This window comes from Pseudonocardia sp. EC080619-01 (assembly GCF_001420995.1).
Taxonomy (GTDB): Bacteria; Actinomycetota; Actinomycetes; order Mycobacteriales; family Pseudonocardiaceae; genus Pseudonocardia.
In genome coordinates, this window is sequence record NZ_CP012185.1 from 455,071 (window position 1) to 470,942 (window position 15,872).

At 72.0% G+C, this 15,872-nt stretch carries 14 protein-coding genes; 9 read left to right on the forward strand and 5 right to left on the reverse strand.

Annotated features, from left to right (window positions below):
• Window positions 1-2: 2 nt before the first annotated feature.
• Complete coding sequence (locus AD017_RS30280) at window positions 3-617, reverse strand: TetR/AcrR family transcriptional regulator (RefSeq protein ID WP_060577120.1); 615 nt, start codon at window positions 615-617, stop codon at window positions 3-5.
• A 961-nt stretch (window positions 618-1,578) separates the two neighbouring features.
• On the opposite strand from AD017_RS30280, the gene AD017_RS30285 reads away from it, so the two are divergent.
• Together AD017_RS30285 and AD017_RS30290 are read left to right on the forward strand one after the other, a co-directional pair.
• Window positions 1,579-3,024, forward strand: coding sequence for an aldehyde dehydrogenase (locus tag AD017_RS30285; RefSeq protein ID WP_060577121.1), 1,446 nt, complete (start codon window positions 1,579-1,581; stop codon window positions 3,022-3,024).
• A 78-nt stretch (window positions 3,025-3,102) separates the two neighbouring features.
• The gene (locus AD017_RS30290; RefSeq protein WP_060577122.1) at window positions 3,103-4,119 is read left to right on the forward strand and encodes a phenylacetaldoxime dehydratase family protein; all 1,017 of its coding nucleotides are present in this window, start codon (window positions 3,103-3,105) and stop codon (window positions 4,117-4,119) included.
• Between the two features lie 22 nt (window positions 4,120-4,141).
• Here the strand turns inward: AD017_RS30290 and AD017_RS30295 are convergent, their stop codons facing one another.
• Together AD017_RS30295 and AD017_RS30300 are read right to left on the reverse strand one after the other, a co-directional pair.
• Window positions 4,142-4,360 (reverse strand): hypothetical protein, encoded by a 219-nt coding sequence (locus AD017_RS30295; protein WP_060577123.1) that lies wholly within the window; start codon window positions 4,358-4,360, stop codon window positions 4,142-4,144.
• Complete coding sequence (locus AD017_RS30300) at window positions 4,357-5,403, reverse strand: hypothetical protein (RefSeq protein ID WP_060577124.1); 1,047 nt, start codon at window positions 5,401-5,403, stop codon at window positions 4,357-4,359. Before AD017_RS30300 ends, AD017_RS30295 begins: the two co-directional genes overlap by 4 nt.
• Window positions 5,404-5,612: 209 nt before the next feature.
• Between AD017_RS30300 and AD017_RS30305 the strand changes: the two genes are divergently transcribed.
• From AD017_RS30305 to AD017_RS30315, 3 genes are read left to right on the forward strand one after another with little or no spacing between them, the layout of a single operon-like run.
• Window positions 5,613-7,151, forward strand: coding sequence for an ABC transporter ATP-binding protein (locus tag AD017_RS30305; RefSeq protein WP_145984192.1), 1,539 nt, complete (start codon window positions 5,613-5,615; stop codon window positions 7,149-7,151).
• A complete protein-coding gene (locus AD017_RS30310) occupies window positions 7,148-8,890 on the forward strand; it encodes an ABC transporter ATP-binding protein (RefSeq protein WP_060577126.1) in 1,743 nt (580 codons plus the stop codon). The genes AD017_RS30305 and AD017_RS30310 overlap by 4 nt, the downstream gene beginning before the upstream one ends.
• Complete coding sequence (locus tag AD017_RS30315) at window positions 8,887-9,243, forward strand: CHY zinc finger protein (protein ID WP_082538498.1); 357 nt, start codon at window positions 8,887-8,889, stop codon at window positions 9,241-9,243. The genes AD017_RS30310 and AD017_RS30315 overlap by 4 nt, the downstream gene beginning before the upstream one ends.
• Here AD017_RS30315 and cynS read toward each other — a convergent pair.
• A complete protein-coding gene (gene cynS / locus AD017_RS30320) occupies window positions 9,228-9,671 on the reverse strand; it encodes a cyanase (RefSeq protein WP_060577127.1) in 444 nt (147 codons plus the stop codon). The genes AD017_RS30315 and cynS overlap by 16 nt on opposite strands.
• The gene (locus AD017_RS30325) at window positions 9,668-10,837 is read right to left on the reverse strand and encodes an NAD-dependent formate dehydrogenase (RefSeq protein ID WP_060577128.1); all 1,170 of its coding nucleotides are present in this window, start codon (window positions 10,835-10,837) and stop codon (window positions 9,668-9,670) included. Before AD017_RS30325 ends, cynS begins: the two co-directional genes overlap by 4 nt.
• Before the next feature lie 168 nt (window positions 10,838-11,005).
• Here AD017_RS30325 and AD017_RS30330 point away from each other — a divergent pair, with 168 nt between their 5' ends.
• The 4 genes from AD017_RS30330 to AD017_RS30345 all read left to right on the forward strand — a co-directional run bounded on the left by AD017_RS30330 (window position 11,006) and on the right by AD017_RS30345 (window position 15,796).
• The gene (locus AD017_RS30330) at window positions 11,006-11,695 is read left to right on the forward strand and encodes a M24 family metallopeptidase (RefSeq protein WP_060577464.1); all 690 of its coding nucleotides are present in this window, start codon (window positions 11,006-11,008) and stop codon (window positions 11,693-11,695) included.
• 81 nt (window positions 11,696-11,776) lie between these two features.
• Window positions 11,777-12,241 carry a molybdopterin-binding protein gene (locus AD017_RS30335; protein WP_060577129.1) on the forward strand — a complete coding sequence of 155 codons (465 nt, stop codon included), beginning with the start codon at window positions 11,777-11,779 and terminating at the stop codon, window positions 12,239-12,241.
• 192 nt (window positions 12,242-12,433) lie between these two features.
• A complete protein-coding gene (locus tag AD017_RS30340; protein ID WP_369822006.1) occupies window positions 12,434-13,159 on the forward strand; it encodes a phosphotransferase in 726 nt (241 codons plus the stop codon).
• Between the two features lie 237 nt (window positions 13,160-13,396).
• Window positions 13,397-15,796, forward strand: coding sequence for a galactose oxidase early set domain-containing protein (locus AD017_RS30345; RefSeq protein WP_168172346.1), 2,400 nt, complete (start codon window positions 13,397-13,399; stop codon window positions 15,794-15,796).
• The last annotated feature ends 76 nt before the right edge of the window (window positions 15,797-15,872 follow it).

Here is a 15,872-nt window from a genome sequence, read left to right on the forward strand (position 1 = left end):
TGTCACCGATGGGTGGCGACCCCGTGCAGGACCGCGTCCACCAGCTTGCACAGGAACCCCTCGACGCGCTGCGACGTCTCCTGCGAATCGGGCCGGTCGTCGAACAGGATGAAGTCCATGATCGCTCCGTGCAGCATCGAGATGACCAGGCGAGCCTTGGTGCCCGCGGAGACCTCGCCACGGTCGATCGCGCGTCGGACGATGGACGTGGTCTCCTCGATGCGGTCACGCACCATCAACGCGTAGTCCTGGCCCGCCTCGTCGGTGAACTTGGCCTCGATGGCGAAGCGGACGAGGGCGCCGCCGTAGGGGCCGCGGTACTCGGCCATGAGCTGATGGGCGAAGAGGTCCAGGTCGCCGGCGAACGAGCCGGTGTCGACGGCGTTGCTTCGGCGCAGCTGGCGCAACGCGTCGGCCATCAGTGCGCCCTTGTCGCTCCACCGCCGGTAGACGGTGGGCTTGCCGACCCCGGCTTGGCGGGCGACGGCCTCGATCGTCAGTCCGTTCCAGCCGGTTTCGGCGAACAGTTCCAGAGCTGCGGCCTGGACCCGTGCGGTCGCCTCGGGATCGCGGGGGCGCCCAGGCAGTGCCGGCAGTGCGGATGCGGGATCGGGCACCCGGTCATCGTAGGCGGTCGGCTCACCATAGCTCGGCCACGAACGCCAAGTCGGGACAGCGAGGCGATGCGGTGAGGCCCGCGCGCGGAGATCGAGGACGTCCCTGGAACGCCGGCTGCATCCGTCGCGGGCGTGGAGGCCGCGCGGGCAGAGGACCTCCGAGCGCGGGCCCAAAGGTCCTGCAGTACGCGGAAACGCCAGCCGTAGAGGAACTCTCGTTCGCTCCTAGGGTGGCCCTGGGGATGCGGCCTCGATCGGATCGGCTCACTTGCCGACGATGTTTTCCAGGACGGCTCACTGCCTTGGCCGACGACCACCGGCCTTGAGGATTTGAACCTCGATCTGTTGAGTGCGGTCCGGCTCGATCGTGGACTGCTGCCCGGGATGATCCGACGCGGCGCAGGCGCGATCGTGCCGGCGACCTCTATCCGGTGGTGCTCCATGCCGTTCTTTCGATGCGACCCTGGGACATGCCGCGAAGGCGGACTGCAGACCTACGGTAGGGCCTGTCCGGCGAGGTCGCCCCGTCCGTGACGCGCGTCAACACCGTCTCTCCCGGGAAGGCTGGCAGCCTCACTGGACTGCTCGGCCCGAACGGGCAGCAGCCGCAGGTGCTTGCGAGGACGTGCTGGACAACCACCGGAGCGCTGCTGTACCGACCACTCCGAGGAACACGTGGCCCGATCCGATCACGGTCCTGCGTCGTGGCGTGCTCCTGACGTCCATGGCGCGATTTCGCGGCGTGCTGGGCCGGACCGCGGCGTGATGATGGTCTGTTTCGGCTCCGCTACCCCATTCGAGCGGACCAGACGATGAGCTCCGCGCCGGGGAGCGCGAAAGCGTTCGTCGGCACGTAGGCCGGGCAGACCTTCAGAACTCCGCACATGCGGCTATATTGTCGACAAGAACGCGCACAGGCGTCGCTCGTCTGTCGTGCATCGCACCCGACAAAGGAGTCGCCGTGAGCACCGTCTACGAGTCCCTGTTCATCGGCGGGGAGTGGGTCGCCCCGTCGTCGTCGCGCACCATCGAGGTCGTCTCGGCCAGCACCGAGGAGCTGATCGGCCGGGTGCCGGAGGCCGTGGACCGCGACGTCGACGCCGCGGTCGCCGCGGCCCGGGCCGCGTTCGACGACCCCACCGGCTGGGCGACCTGGTCGCCTGCCGACCGGGCCACGGTGATGGAACGCCTCGCCGACGAGCTCGACGCGCGTGCCCCGGAGATGGCCCGCAGGGTGTCGTCGCAGAACGGCATGCCGATCTCGGTCGCCACCCAGTTGGAGGGCGTGTTCCCGCAGGTGCTGCTGCGGTACTACGCCGGACTGATCCGGGCCACCGAGCTCGACGAGGTCCGCGACGGGCTCATGGGCGGGCGGATCAGGGTCACCCGCAGGCCGATCGGCGTCGTCGCCGGGATCGTGCCGTGGAACTACCCGCAGACCCTGGCCGCGTTCAAGCTCGGGCCCGCGCTCGCCATGGGCTGCGCGATCGTGCTCAAGCCCAGCCCGGAGACCGTCCTCGACGCCCAGCTGTTCGCCGAGGCGGCGGCTGCGGCCGGCCTGCCCGCGGGCGTGGTCAACATCGTGCAGGGCGGCCGGGACACCGGGCAGTACCTGATCGAGCACCCGCAGGTCGACAAGGTCGCCTTCACCGGGTCGACGGCGGCCGGCCGGACCGTCGCCGAGACCTGTGCGCGGCTGCTGCGCCCGGTGACCCTGGAGCTGGGCGGTAAGTCGGCCGCGATCGTGCTCGACGACGCCGACCTCGCGTCGAACCTGGAGAGCCTGTTCGGGGCGACCCTGCTCAACAACGGCCAGACCTGCTACCTCGGGACCCGGGTGCTCGCGCCCGCGTCGCGCTACGCCGAGGTCGTCGACACCCTCACCGGGTTCGCGAAGAGCCTGCAGGTCGGCGACGCGCTCGACGAGCGGACCCAGGTCGGTCCGGTCGCCTCGGAGCGGCAGCGCAGCAGGATCGAGGGCTACATCGCCAAGGGGACCGGCGAGGGGGCCCGGATCACCACGGGCGGCGGGCGTCCGGCCGGCCTCGACCGCGGCTGGTTCGTCGAGCCGACGGTGTTCGCCGACGTCGACAACCGGCACACGATCGCCCAGGAGGAGATCTTCGGTCCCGTCCTGTCGGTCATCTCCTACTCCGACGTCGACGACGCGGTCCGCATCGCCAACGAGTCCGACTTCGGCCTCGGCGGCAGCGTCTGGACCTCGGACCCGGAGCGTGGCGAGTCCGTGGCCGCCCGGGTGCAGACCGGCACGATTGGCATCAACGCCTACCTCCCGGACCCGGCGGCGCCGTTCGGCGGGATCAAGCAGTCCGGGCTCGGCCGCGAGCTCGGCCCGGAAGGGCTGACGGCCTACCAGGCACTGAAGTCGATCTACCTGGCGCCGTGAGCGGGTCGGCCGCCGCCCGCGGGCCGGGCGGCGGCCGTCCCGTCCGGACGACGGCGTCGACCGACCGACGGAGGCACGATGTCGCAGAGCTCCGCGATCCCGTCGCACCTACGGGAACCCCGCACCCGCGAGGCGTCCACCCCGGACGGCTACCGGCCGGCGTACCCGTCCTTCGCCGCGTGGACCTCGCCGGACGTCCGGCACGTCGTGATCGCCTTCCTCGGTGCGCAGGGCGACGCCGGGACGGGCGACCTCGACGCCGCGCTCGCGGCCGGCGACGGGCCACGGCACTACGACCGCGCCATCTCCGTCGGGCGCGTCGGCAGCCCGGAGGAGACGGTCACCGCCGCGTACTGGACGGACCCGCTCGCCTTCGAGCGGTGGTTCGACACGCACCGGGACGCCTGGCTGTCGCCCCGCGCCGGTGGTCGCTGGGTCGAGGCGGTCCGCCCGTCGGTGCGGCGGGTCGAGACGATCCTCGGTTCCCGGCGCCGGCCCGAGGGGCTGGCGGTCGTCGCCGGCGAGATGTCCGAGGAGGTCGTCGAGCACGGCTACTGGGGCAGCATGCGGGACCGGATGGCAGCGTCGTCGACCGAGGCCATGGACGACCCGCTCGCCCCGGAGACGGTGGTCGACGGGGGCCGGGTCCGGATCCGCGGCCGCGGCAGCGTCTGCCTGATCAGGTCGGGCCAGGACTGGTCCGACACCCGGGACGACGAGCGCGACACCTACCTCGGCGAGATTGAACCGCTGCTGGGCGAGGGCATGGACTTCCTCGCCGGGCCCGGCGGCGCCGGTGCGGGGTGCCTGAGCAACCGCTACCTCACCGTCCTCGACGAGGACGGAGCACCCACCGAGCGCACCTACGGCCTCGGCTGGTGGCAGACGATGGCCGACCTCGAGCGCTGGTCGGCGTCGCACCCGTCGCACCTGGCGATCTTCGGGGCGTTCGGACGAGCGGTACGGGACCAGGGTGGGCGGAGCGCGCTGCGCCTCTACCACGAGGTCGTCGTGGCGGCACCGCACGAGCAGTGGTTCGAGTACGCCGGCTGTGTCCCCGGGACCGGTCTGCTCGCGGGTCCCGAGCACCGCTGAACCGGTTGTGGCGGAGGGGGGGTCAGCCTCCGAGGAGACTCGACAGCTCGAGTGCGGTCCGCTCGCGGAGCCGGTGGACGAGCAGGGCGGCGCCGGCGTCGTCGTCCAGACAGGACGGACACGGGTACCAGTGCCGGTCACCGCCCGGCCGCTGTTCGACGACCGGTGCCGGTGGGGGCGGGCCGCCTGCCGGTGACCAGGCGCGGCGGCACCGGTCGTTGCTGCACACGTACCCGGTCATCGCACGTCCCGTCCGGCGTTGCGGCGCAGCCAGGTCTGCGGCCGGCCGCTCTCCTCGGCGATGCGCCGCCAGGTCCAGCCGGCCGTCCGGCGGTCGCGCAGGTAGGCGTCGAGATCGGTGAACCCGTGGCTGGTGGCGACCCCGGCGGCGAGCTCGCTCGCCTGCTGCCGGAGGGTGACGTGCGCGGTCCGCGGGACGCCGTGCCGGGCCATCGCGGCCTGGATCGCGTGCCGGCTCATACCGACCTCCTGCGCGATCGCCCGCACCGAGCGGTGCTCGACGAGATGGCGCCGGTGCAGGAACGCCGCGACGGCGTCGGACCCGCCGATCCGCGCGGCCAGTGCGAGATCGTGCCGGGGCGGACGGGGCCCGGACACGTGCTCGGCGACGTCGCGGGCGGCACCCGGGTCGACGGTGCGCAGGTGTCGGTGGAACCAGTCCTTGTGCAGCCCCGCGGTCCGGCTCAGCGACGCCAGGCTCTCGCCGGCGGCGACACGGTCCCGCACCAGCTCGCCGATCGAGCCGTAGCCCGCGTCGTCGGCGACCCGCTGTGCGGTGGCACGCAGCCGGGCCACCGAGGCCCGGCTGGTCGCCGCCTCGCGGGCGCCGGGTGGGACGGAGGCGAGGGAGCGCAGTGTCTTGCGGCGCCGCTGCTCGGGCTGACGCCGCCCGCGTGCCGACGCCGCCGCCGCGCGGGTCAACTCGCCGGAGGCCGCCCACCGGCGGCCGGTCTCGCAGCCCGCGCGGACCGCGGCGTCGTGCGCACGCCGCCGGCGGAAGGCACGAGCCCGGCGTTCCTGGGTCGCGCGACCCTCCAGCGACTGGCCGCGTTCGAGGCCGAAGGCCGTGCGGTAGTCCGCACGGTCCCAGCCGTGGGAACGCAGGTGGGCCCCGACCGAGCGGAACCAATGCCCGCACAGGTGGCAACGGGCGTGCTCGCCGTCGACGTTGACAACGCCGATGGGGACGTGGAACGGCGTCCCATCGGCCAGAGTCCCCAGCGGGAGCGACCCACCGGCGCCTGCGGTTGCGGATCCGGGCACCGCCACCTCCCGTCACTAGTCACAATGAGACTAGTCGCCGGGTCGCGCCGGTGTCACGGGCTCCCCCTGCCGGGCCCGGTGCCGGGTAAGGGCATCCTCATCACCCGACGGAGGAGGCGGTCATCGACGGAATCGTGCACCACGGGTGGGTCCGACGACGGGTGTTGCGGCGCCGGCGGGGCCGGGTCATCGGGGCGTCTCTGCTCCTGATGGGACACCAGACCTGCGAGGCGCTGGTGCCGGTAGCGATCGGGGTGGCAATCGACCAGGCCGTCGCAACCGGAGAGGCCACGGCACTGCTGGTGTGCGTGGCTGGGCTCGTGTTGCTCTTCGCGACGCTGAACGTCTGCTACCGGTGGTTCGCACGGCTGGCGCGGACCGCCGTCGTCGACGAGTCCCACGCGCTGCGGATCGAGATGGCGGGACGGTTGCTGCGGCCCGGCGGCCTCATGTCGGCCCGCCACCGTGGCGAGCTGCTCACTATCGCGTCGTCGGACGCGGACCAGGTCTCGCGGGCCGTGGTGTGGATCGCGGGTCTGGCCGGGGCGGTGGCGGCGATGGCCGTCAGCTGCGTGGTGCTGCTCGGGATCGATGTCCGTATCGGACTGCTGCTGATCGCCACGGCGGTGGTGACGACGGTCGCGCTGAACACCCTGTCCCCGCTGCTCGCCCGACGTGTGGAGGGCCAGCAGGAGAGCCTGGCCGCCGCGTCGGCGCTGGCCACCGACCTGGTGACCGGGCTGCGCGTGGTGCACGGGCTCCGGGCCGAGGAGACCGCGGTGCAGCGCTACCGCGTGGTCAGCCGGGCCGCCGAGGCAGCCGGGATCCGTTCGGGCACCGCGAAGTCGGTCCAGCTCGGGGCGACGGTGCTGGGTGGGACGGTGGTGCTGGTCGTGTCGATGCTCTCGGCGGGCTTGCTGGCGGTGCAGGGTGCCATCGGGATTGGGGCCTTCGTCGCCGCGGTCGGTGCGGCGCAGTTCATCGCCGAGCCGCTGTCGGCGGCAGGGATGTACCTGCAGTTCGGGGCGGCGGCGCTCGCAAGCTCCGGGCGCGTCGCCGGCGTCCTCGACGGGACCGTGGCGCCTCGGACGGCGGCGGCCCCCGACGAGCCGGGGGTCACGCTCCTGCTGCCTGTCGACGGGTGCACCGGTGTCGTCGCCGACCCGCCGGTGGTCGAGGACCTGCTCGCGGTCCTGCGTGGCGACGGGCCGGGGCGGCTCGTCGTCGGATGGGACGGCGAGCCACCGCGGAACGTGCACGTGGAACCGGTCCGCGCGCACCTGTTCGCCGGGACCTTCGCCGACAACCTCGCCCTCGGGCGGCCGGCGGGCGAACCGGAGGACCTACGACCGGCGCTGGTCGCGGCCGGTGGCGCCGACCTCGTGGACGGACGGCTCGAGGGGCTGCGTGCCTCGCTGCGCGACCGGGGCCTGAGCCTGTCCGGTGGTCAGCGCCAGCGGATCGCGCTGGCCCGCGCACTGCACACCGACCCGGAGGCACTCGTGCTCACCGATCCGACGAGCGCGCTCGACCCGGTGACCGAGGAGTCCGTCGCGGACGGCCTGCGCGCGCTGCGCCACGGCCCGGAGGCTGGGCCTCGCACGACCATCCTGGTCACGACAAGTCCCGTCCTGCTCGACCGCACCGACCGGGTGTTGTTCGTGCGGTCCTCCGGCGAGGTCGTCGCGGGGACGCACGCCGCGCTGCTCGACGCCGAACCCGACTACTGCAGGAGGACCGTCGGATGACCGCACGCCTTCCCCTCGCCGACGCCGTCCGGGTTCGGCGGGCGGTCACCGGGTACCTGCGTGATCGGCGGGGACTCACCGCCGCGACGGTGACGCTGGCGGTGCTGGCCTCGCTTGCAGGTCTTGTCGCGCCGTGGGCGATCGGCCGGATGGTCGACGCCGTGATCGCCGGCGGCGATGCCGGCACGATCGTCGGTCTGACCGCGTTGGTCGCCGGCTCGGGCGTCGGGGCGGCGGTCCTGACCGCGGTGAGCGGGGCGCTCGTGGCCCGGATCGGGCAGCGGGTGCTGGCCAGGATGCGGGAGGACACCGTGGCGGCGGCGATGCGGATGCCCTCGGCCGAGATCGAGGAGTCCGGTCGCGGTGACCTGCTGAGCCGGGTCGGTGACGACGTCGCCGTGATCAGCGAGGTCGTCGCCGCGCTGCTCGCGCCGTGGGTCGGTGCCGTGCTCACCGTGGGGCTGACGATGGTGGGGCTGTTCGCGCTCGATCCGTGGCTCGCCGCCGCCGGGTTGCTCTCGATCCCGGTCTACGTGTTCGCGCTGCGCTGGTACCTCCCGCGCGCCGCGGCCCGCTACGCGCAGGAGCGCGCCGCGTTCGGCGACCGCGCCGAGGCGCTGGTGTCCTCCCTGGAGGGGCTGCCTACGCTGCGCGCGTACGGGGCCGAGGAGCGCCACGTCGAGCTGGTGGGGGAGTCGTCGTGTCGGGCACGGGACATCTCCCGTGCGGTCGTGTGGTTCGCGACGGCCTGGGGCAAGTGGGTAAACATCGCCGAGTTGGTCGGCCTCGCCTCGATCGTGGTCACCGGCTTCGTCCTGGTCCGGACCGGCTCAGCGTCGGTCGGAGCAGTGACTGCGGCAGCGCTGTACTTCCACCGGTTGTTCAACCCGCTCGGTCTGCTGGTGTCGAGCTTCGACCAGGTGCAGTCGGCGTTCGCGAGCCTGCAACGGATCGTCGGGGTGATCGGTGCGGCACCGGCACCCACGGCCGGTGCGCCGGTGTCGCGCTGCGGGGATCTCGTCGCCGACGCGGTCACCCACCGCTATCCGGGGACGAAGGCACCGGTCCTGTCCGACGTGTCCGTCCACCTGCGCGCGGGGGAGACGGTCGCGCTCGTCGGGGCGAGCGGGGCCGGGAAGTCCACCCTCGCCGTCCTGCTGGCCGGTCTCGCCCCGCCGAGCCAGGGCCGGGTGACCTGGGCCGGGGCACCATCGGACCGGGACACGCCGCTCGTGCTCGTGACCCAGGAGACGCACGTGTTCGCCGGCCCGCTGGCCGAGGACCTGCGGCTCGCCCGGCCGGACGCGACCGACGACGACGTCGTGCACGCGCTGCAGGCGGTCGGCGCGGACTGGGTCGCCGAGCTGCCCGACGGCGTGCGGACGATCGTGGGCGAGCTCGGCCACCACCTGGGCGCCGAGCAGGTCGCCCAGGTCGCGCTGGCTCGTGCGCTGCTGGCCGACCCGGCCGTCGTCCTGCTCGACGAGGCGACGGCCGAAGCAGGCAGCCGGGACGCCATCCGGCTCGAGGACGCGGCAGCAGCTGTCCTCACCGGACGGACCGGCCTCGTGGTGGCGCACCGGCTGCGGCAGACCGTCACCGCGGACCGGATCCTGGTCATGGACGGCGGCTGGATCGTCGAGTCCGGGACGCACGACGAGCTGGCTGCCGGCGACGGACACTACGCCCGCCTCTGGGCGGCCTGGAGCGGGGCGCGTCCCCAGGTGCGTCGGTCGTGAACGGGACGGACGGGAACGACCTGCGGGTGTACGGGGCCGTCGTCGACCACGAGGCCCGTTGCACGCACTACCGCGGACCGCTCGACGTCGTCGCCATGCGGTTCCGGTGCTGCGACCGGTACTACCCGTGCCTGCACTGCCACGCCGAGCACGCCGACCACCCCGCGCGGCGATGGCCCGCGGCGGAGCGGTCGGAACCGGCGGTGCTGTGCGGGGTGTGCCGGACCGAGATGAGCGTCGACACCTATGTCGATACCGACGGGTGCCCCCGGTGCTCGGCCCCGTTCAACCCGGGTTGCCGGCTCCACCACGGGTACTACTTCGAGCCGCCGCCCGGTCACCAGGTGCGGTAGGGAAGGAACTTCCCGTTGAGCGTGATCACCACGCGGTCGCCCTTCGGGTCGGCGACCCGCTCCAGACCGAGCTCGAAGTCGATCGCCGAGACGATCCCGTCCCCGAACTCCTCACGGACCAGCTCGGAGATCGTCGAGCCGTAGACCTGCACGACCTCGCCCAGCCGATAGACGAGCGGGTCGGTGGTGTCCACGGCGCCGGCGCCCCGCTCCGGCGGGAGCGTGAGCGCCTCGACCACCGTGCTGTCGAGCTCCAGCAGCTCACCGGCGGCCGCGGCCTGCTCCGCGGACAGGGTCTGCTGGCCGAGGAGCGCCGAAGTCGTCCACTCGGTGGATCGGCCCAGCGTCTCCGCGATGGTCGCCCACCGCAGCCCGAGCCGCTTCTTCGCCGCGAGGAGGGAACCCAGCGCGCCCAGCCTGGAGGTCATCGGTCTCCGTCCTTCGCGCTGTAGGAGTGGGCGCCGGTGCCGGCGAGTCGTCCGCCGTCGACGATCAGGTACTCCTCGCGGATCGGGCCGCCCGAGAGGAAGGCCTCGAGGATCTCGCGGGTGCCGGCAGCGTAGCGGGCCTGCGCGGAGAGGGTCGATCCCGAGATGTGCGGTGTCATGCCGTGGTGTGGCATGGACCGCCAGGGGTGGTCGGCAGGTGCGGGCTGGGGATACCAGACGTCCCCGGCGTATCCGGCGAGCCGGCCGCTCTCCAGCGCCCGCACGATCGCGTCCCGGTCGACGATCAGCCCCCGGGCGGTGTTGATGAGGTAGGCGCCGCGGCGCATGGAGGCGAGCAGGTCGTCGTCGAACAGGTTGCGGGTCTCATGGTGCAGCGGAGCGTTGATCGTGACGACGTCGCACTGGGGAGCCATCGACCGGGCGTCCGGGTGGTAGGTGAGGTTCAGCTCCTGCTCGACCTCCGCCGGGAGCCGGTGGCGGTCGGTGTAGTGCAGCCGGACGTCGAACGGTGCCAGTCGGCGCAGCACGGCCAGCCCGATCCGGCCGGCGGCCACCGTGCCGACGTCCATGCCCTCGACGTCGTAGGCGCGGGCGACGCAGTCGGCGATGTTCCAGCCCCCGTCCAGCACCCACTGGTGTGCGGGCAGGTAGTTGCGGACCAGGGAGAGGATCATCATCACAACGTGTTCAGCGACGCTGATGGAGTTGCAGTAGGTGACCTCGGCGACGGTGACGCCGTGCTCGATCGCGGCGTCCAGATCGACGTGGTCCGAACCGATCCCCGCGGTCAGGGCCAGCTTCAGGTTCGGTGCCTTCGCGATCCGCTCGGCGGTCAGGTAGGCGGGCCAGAACGGCTGGGAGATGACGACGTCGGCCTCGGGGAGCCTGCGCTCGAACTCCGAGCCGGCCCCGTCCTTGTCGGAGGTGACGATCAGGGCGTGGCCCCGGTCCTCCAGGAAGCGGCGCAGACCCAGCTCGCCGGAGACGCTGCCGAGCAGCTCACCAGGAGTGAAGTCGATCGCCGACGGAGTCGGCAGGGTCTGCCCGTCGGGGTAGTTCTCCAGGTGCGGCAGCCCGTCGCGGGCGTAGATCGCCGGGCGGCCCTCGACCGGGTCGTCGTAGAGAACGCAGAGAATCGTGGCCATGACTCCTCCTCGAGTGCTGCAGGTACCGCAGTCACGGTTCTCTTGCTCGATCCGTACCGCAATTGCGGGACGATGCGGGTCTCAGATGGGACGATCGGACGTATCGATCACAGCCGCTCCCGCCGCGGGAGCGGTGGCGGCGACCCGGAGGACGGGGACGAGATGGCGATGAGCACGGCCGAGCGGGCGAGGGTCGAGTCCCTGCGGGGCGCCGAGTCGAAGGCGGCGACGTTGTTCGAGGAGGCGCTGCGGCGCGGATTCGTCGTCGCTGGGGTGACCGAGCAGGACGTGTCGGATCGGATCCGTGACCTGGCGGATGAGATGTACGGGATCCGCCGCTTCTGGCACAAGCGGATCGTGCGAGCGGGCAGGAACACAATGGCGCCCTACCGGGAGAACCCGCCGAACCTGACCATCGCCGCCAACGACATCGTGTTCATCGACTTCGGCCCGGTCTTCCAGGAGTGGGAAGCCGACTTCGGGCGCACCTACGTGCTGGGCGACGACCCAGCCCGCCACCGGCTGGCCGCCGACCTCCCGCGGCTGTGGAACGCCGGCCGCGACCGGTTCCGCGAGCAACCCGACATCACCGGCGAGCAGCTCTACCGATACGTACTGGACCGGATCGCCGACTCCGGCTGGGAACACCCCGAGACCCACACCGGGCACCTCGTCGGCGAGTTCCCGCACGAGCGCATCGACGGCGAGCAACGTGCCAGCTACATCACCGACGGCAACACGTCACCGCTGCGCCGGACCGCTCCGTCGGGCCAGGCCTGCCACTGGATCCTGGAGATCCACATCGTGAATCCCGCCCGCGGCTTCGGTGGCTTCCATGAGCAGCTCCTCGACATCTGAGCTGCGGGCGGGCGGCGGGCATGAATCTCACCGATCAGAACGAGGTGATCACCCTGCCGTGCGGGCCTAGAATCCGGCGGTATGCCGCAGTACCGGGTCATCACCGCCGCTCGCATCATGGGGGTCGGAGAGGACGCCGTCCGCCGGTGGATCGGTGCCGGGGAACTGCCATCCACGAGCGATCGGTCCAACCGGATGGTCGTCGAGGGGGCCGAGCTCGCCGGCTTCGCCCGGGACCGTCCCGGAGCCACCGTGACCGACCCGTCGCCGGGCGGCCGGTCCGCGCGCAACCGCATGGTCGGGCTCGTCACCTCGGTCGTCACGGACCTGGTGATGGCCAAGGTGGAGATGCAGTGCGGCCCGCACCGCGTCGTGTCGCTGATCAGCAGCGAGGCGGCACGTGACCTGCAGCTCGAGCCGGGCTCGATGGCTGTCGCCATCGTTAAGTCGACCGACGTGGTCATCGAGGTGCCCCACAGCGATCCGGCCCAGGCGACACCACCACCGCCGGCCGCTCGGCCGGGCCGAAGCGATCAGCGGCGGTGAGGAGGCGGTCGACGCCACCGACGCCGGGGAAACGCTGGCCGGTCGGCGGGCCCGCCGACATGGCGACCGTCGTCGGTCTCGTCGTGTCCGGTTCGTCCCGACGCCCGGGCGGAGACCTCGCCGAGGTCGTCACACGGCCAGAGAGCGATGAACGACGAGGAACCGTTGGGTGGCGGTAACGTCAGCCCGGCTGTGGTCAGGACCGGGAACACGGTGCGGCGCCCGGCCGGTCCGCACACCCCGGCGGTACATGCATTCCTGCGGCATCTCCACGACGTCGGCTTCGGCCGGGTCCCGCGGCCGCTAGGCATCGACGACGACGGGCGGGAGATTCTCACCTACCTGCCCGGTGCCGTCGTCCATCCCGGGCACGACCACCTGCTCGACCCGCCCAGAGCCCTGACCGAGATCGGGAAGCTGATCCGCGCCTTCCACGACGCATCAGCCGAGTTCACACCACCGGCCGAGGCACGATGGCAGGTCGTGATCCCCGACGTGGGTGCGGAGCTGATCGTCCACCACGACCTCGCTGCCTGGAACCTCGTGCGTTCGAGACACGGCTGGTATCTCATCGATTGGGACACCGCCGCTCCGGGCACCCGGCTCTGGGATCTCGCCTACGCCGCCCACAGCCTCATCCCACTCAGCGCAGACCCCGGCTGGGCCCGACCGGACCCCGAGGTGCGGTTGCGTTGTCTCGTCGACGCCTACGGGCTGGATGAGAACGCCCGTCGGCGGCTCGTCGACCTCCTCCCGGACCGGACCCGCGCGATGTATCGGCTCCTGCAGGAAGGGGCGGACACAGGAACCGAGCCCTGGGCAACGCTCTGGGCGGCCGGGCACGGTGTTGTGTGGAAGCGAAACACCGATCATCTCGAACGACACCGCGGGACCTGGCTGAGCGCCCTCCTGCGCTGAGGAACCGCCCCACATGCAAGACGGCGGTTCTCGGCGTCGCCACACACCGTCACCGCAGAGGGTGGCCCGTGCGGGGCCCATCGGGGCCAGCCCGCATGGCACGACCCTGCGTGCCCCCAGATGAGGGTATTGCCGCCAGTGCAGGGGCCCCTTTACTCCATTCGAGCCCGTGCCTCCGACTCCAGCTCCCCGGAGGTCGGTCGACTCCCCAGGTCGCGGGCGTTGAGAGGAGTGCTCATGAGACGTCCCAGAGTCTCGGGACGGCGGTTGATCGCCTTCGCGACGGTTGCCGCCCTCGCGACCGGAGGCGGCGTGGTCACCGCCCCGATGGTCCTCGCCGCTCCGGACGGCGACCCGGCCGCCGAAGGGTCCTGGTCGGTCCCGTTCGAGGAGGGCGGGGCGGCGACCCCGCGGTGTGAGGTCGTGCCCAGCGACAACCCCGGTGACGACCGGGACCGCCTGCGGTGCAAGCCCGCGGCCGTCACCACGGCCGCCCTGCCCGACGGCCGGATCCTGTACGGCAACGGGATCGAGAGCGAGGAGAACGCCGAGGAGTCGGTGGTCCCGGCGCTCTCGGCCGAGGCACGGGACGGCCGGACGCGGGTGCTGGACCTGCGTGACGGCACGCCGTCGTGGACGAATCCCGAGAACGAGACGACCGACGGCTCCAGCCCCACGATCGAGGAGGGGCGGACCAGCGACGACTGCCTCACCGACGCGCCGCTCGGCGTGGCCGGCGTCCCCGGACGTGGCGGCGACGGGCTCGTCGGCTCCGCCAACGAGCAGCTCGGCGGCCCGTCGGCCGAGCCGACCTGCGCACCGGACGACGTCCCGGAGAACGACGGCGACATCTTCTGCGCCGACATCGCACAGCTCCCGGACGGCCGGAACCTGCTGGTCGGCGGCACCGACTGGTACAACGAGCCGTCGGTCCTGGAGAAGGCGGACGGCGACCCGCTCAACGTCGGCGTCATCGAGCTCGAGGGGCTGCGCAGCGCGCGCACGTTCGACGCGAAGACCGACCGGTGGGACGCGACCTCGCCGATGAAGTTCGGCCGCTGGTACCCCTCGGTCACCACGATGCCCGACGGGAAGGTCTCCGCGGTCAGCGGCACCGTCAAGCTGATCAAGTCCACGCAGGGGTCGCAGGTCCGCCGGACCGAGACCTACGACCCGGCGACCGAGCAGTGGACCGAGGACTACAGCGGTCCGGCGTCGGAGAAGACGCTCCCGCAGAACGCCCGGATGTACCTGACGCCCAACGGCAAGCTGTTCTACAGCGGCGACGGCCAGATGTTCGGGCCCTTCGGCCAGGCCGTGGACGAGGCGCTGTTCGCCCAGCAGGGCTTCTTCAACTCCGAGACCAAGGAGTGGGAGAACACCGGCATCACCCTGCCGCGCAGCTCGCCGGCGTCGGTCGCCCTGCCGATGAAGGCGCCGTACGACACGATGACGATCCTGCGGGCGGGCGGGAACTTCGGCCCGCCGCCGGGAACCTACGTCGCGACCCCGAGCACGACGCTGACCACGGTCGACAAGGACGGCGGCGTCTCGAACGTGCCGGGACCGAATATGGCGGAAGGGCGCTGGTTCAGCCAGCCCACCCCGTTGCCGGACGGCAAGACGCTGCTGACCAGCGGGGCCCGCAACGACGAGGTCGTCTTCCCGGGGGCCGAGCTGCCGGTCAAGCAGCCCGAGATGTACGACCCGGAGACGAACACCTTCACCGAGATGGCGCTGCCGGAGCGTGCGCGGACCTACCACAACAACGCGCTGCTGCTGCCCAACGGTCAGGTCCTTGTCGGTGGCAACTCGCCGATCTCGCTGGGCTACAGCGTCCAGCGTGACGCGGTTCCGGGCGTGACCGGGAACAACGACAAGGACCCGTCGTTCGAGATCTTCTCGCCCCCCTACCTGCACAAGGGCGACCGTCCGAACATCGACGGTGTCCAGCAGGGCATCGCCTGGGGCGAGGACTTCGACATCCGCACCGACGACGCGAAGTCGGTCGAGAAGGTCACGCTCATGCGGATGCCGTCGCCGCAGCACGTGATGGACAACGACACCCGGACCCTGGAACTGCCGTTCACGGCGTCGGAGGGCGGGAAGCTGCAGGCCAGCACCCCGCAGGACGGCGTCGCAGCCCCTCCCGGCTACTACTACCTCTTCATCAACCGGGCGGACGGCGAGGGCGGCTCGGTCCCGTCGGTGGCGCGCATCGTCAAGGTGTCGGACGAGTCCGACACGGGCGAGGCGATCCAGCCGATGGGCCCCGAGACGGTCGAGGGCTTCGAGCCCAACGGGGCCACCCGGACCGAGGCGAACACGCTGCTCGGCAACCCGCCGAACCCGCTGGAGACGCCGACCGTGCCGGGCCAGGAGGACCCGCTGGGTGTCCCGCAGGGCGTCCCCGGTGTCACCACCCCGATCCCGGACACGACCGGGAGCGGGATCGGTGAGGGCGAGCCCAACCTGAACGGGGACGGCACCGAGCCCGAGCAGGGTCCGCCGGGCGGTGTGGAGAACGAGCCCGATCAGGGGCTGCTGCCGAAGCTGCCGCTCGGCGGCAGCGAGACGCGGAGACAGCCGCGACGGCGGGGCCACGACCACCGACGCATCCCGAGGTCACGCTCATGACTCACCGCTCCTCACGGGGCACCGCCGAAGCGCTCGTCCGGACCGGACGGGCGCTTCGGCGCATCGGCCCCGCAGT

Excerpts from the sequence above, each read along its gene's own strand:
- AD017_RS30345 (WP_168172346.1), top strand. The coding sequence starts at position 13,397 with ATGAGACGTCCCAGAGTCTCGGGACGGCGGTTGATCGCCTTCGCGACG.
- AD017_RS30325 (WP_060577128.1), bottom strand. The coding sequence starts at position 10,837 with ATGGCCACGATTCTCTGCGTTCTCTACGACGACCCGGTCGAGGGCCGC.
- cynS (WP_060577127.1), bottom strand. The coding sequence starts at position 9,671 with ATGACCTCCAGGCTGGGCGCGCTGGGTTCCCTCCTCGCGGCGAAGAAG.
- AD017_RS30305 (WP_145984192.1), top strand. The coding sequence starts at position 5,613 with ATGGGACACCAGACCTGCGAGGCGCTGGTGCCGGTAGCGATCGGGGTG.
- AD017_RS30310 (WP_060577126.1), top strand. The coding sequence starts at position 7,148 with ATGACCGCACGCCTTCCCCTCGCCGACGCCGTCCGGGTTCGGCGGGCG.
- AD017_RS30290 (WP_060577122.1), top strand. The coding sequence starts at position 3,103 with ATGTCGCAGAGCTCCGCGATCCCGTCGCACCTACGGGAACCCCGCACC.
- AD017_RS30295 (WP_060577123.1), bottom strand. The coding sequence starts at position 4,360 with ATGACCGGGTACGTGTGCAGCAACGACCGGTGCCGCCGCGCCTGGTCA.
- AD017_RS30330 (WP_060577464.1), top strand. The coding sequence starts at position 11,006 with ATGAGCACGGCCGAGCGGGCGAGGGTCGAGTCCCTGCGGGGCGCCGAG.
- AD017_RS30335 (WP_060577129.1), top strand. The coding sequence starts at position 11,777 with ATGCCGCAGTACCGGGTCATCACCGCCGCTCGCATCATGGGGGTCGGA.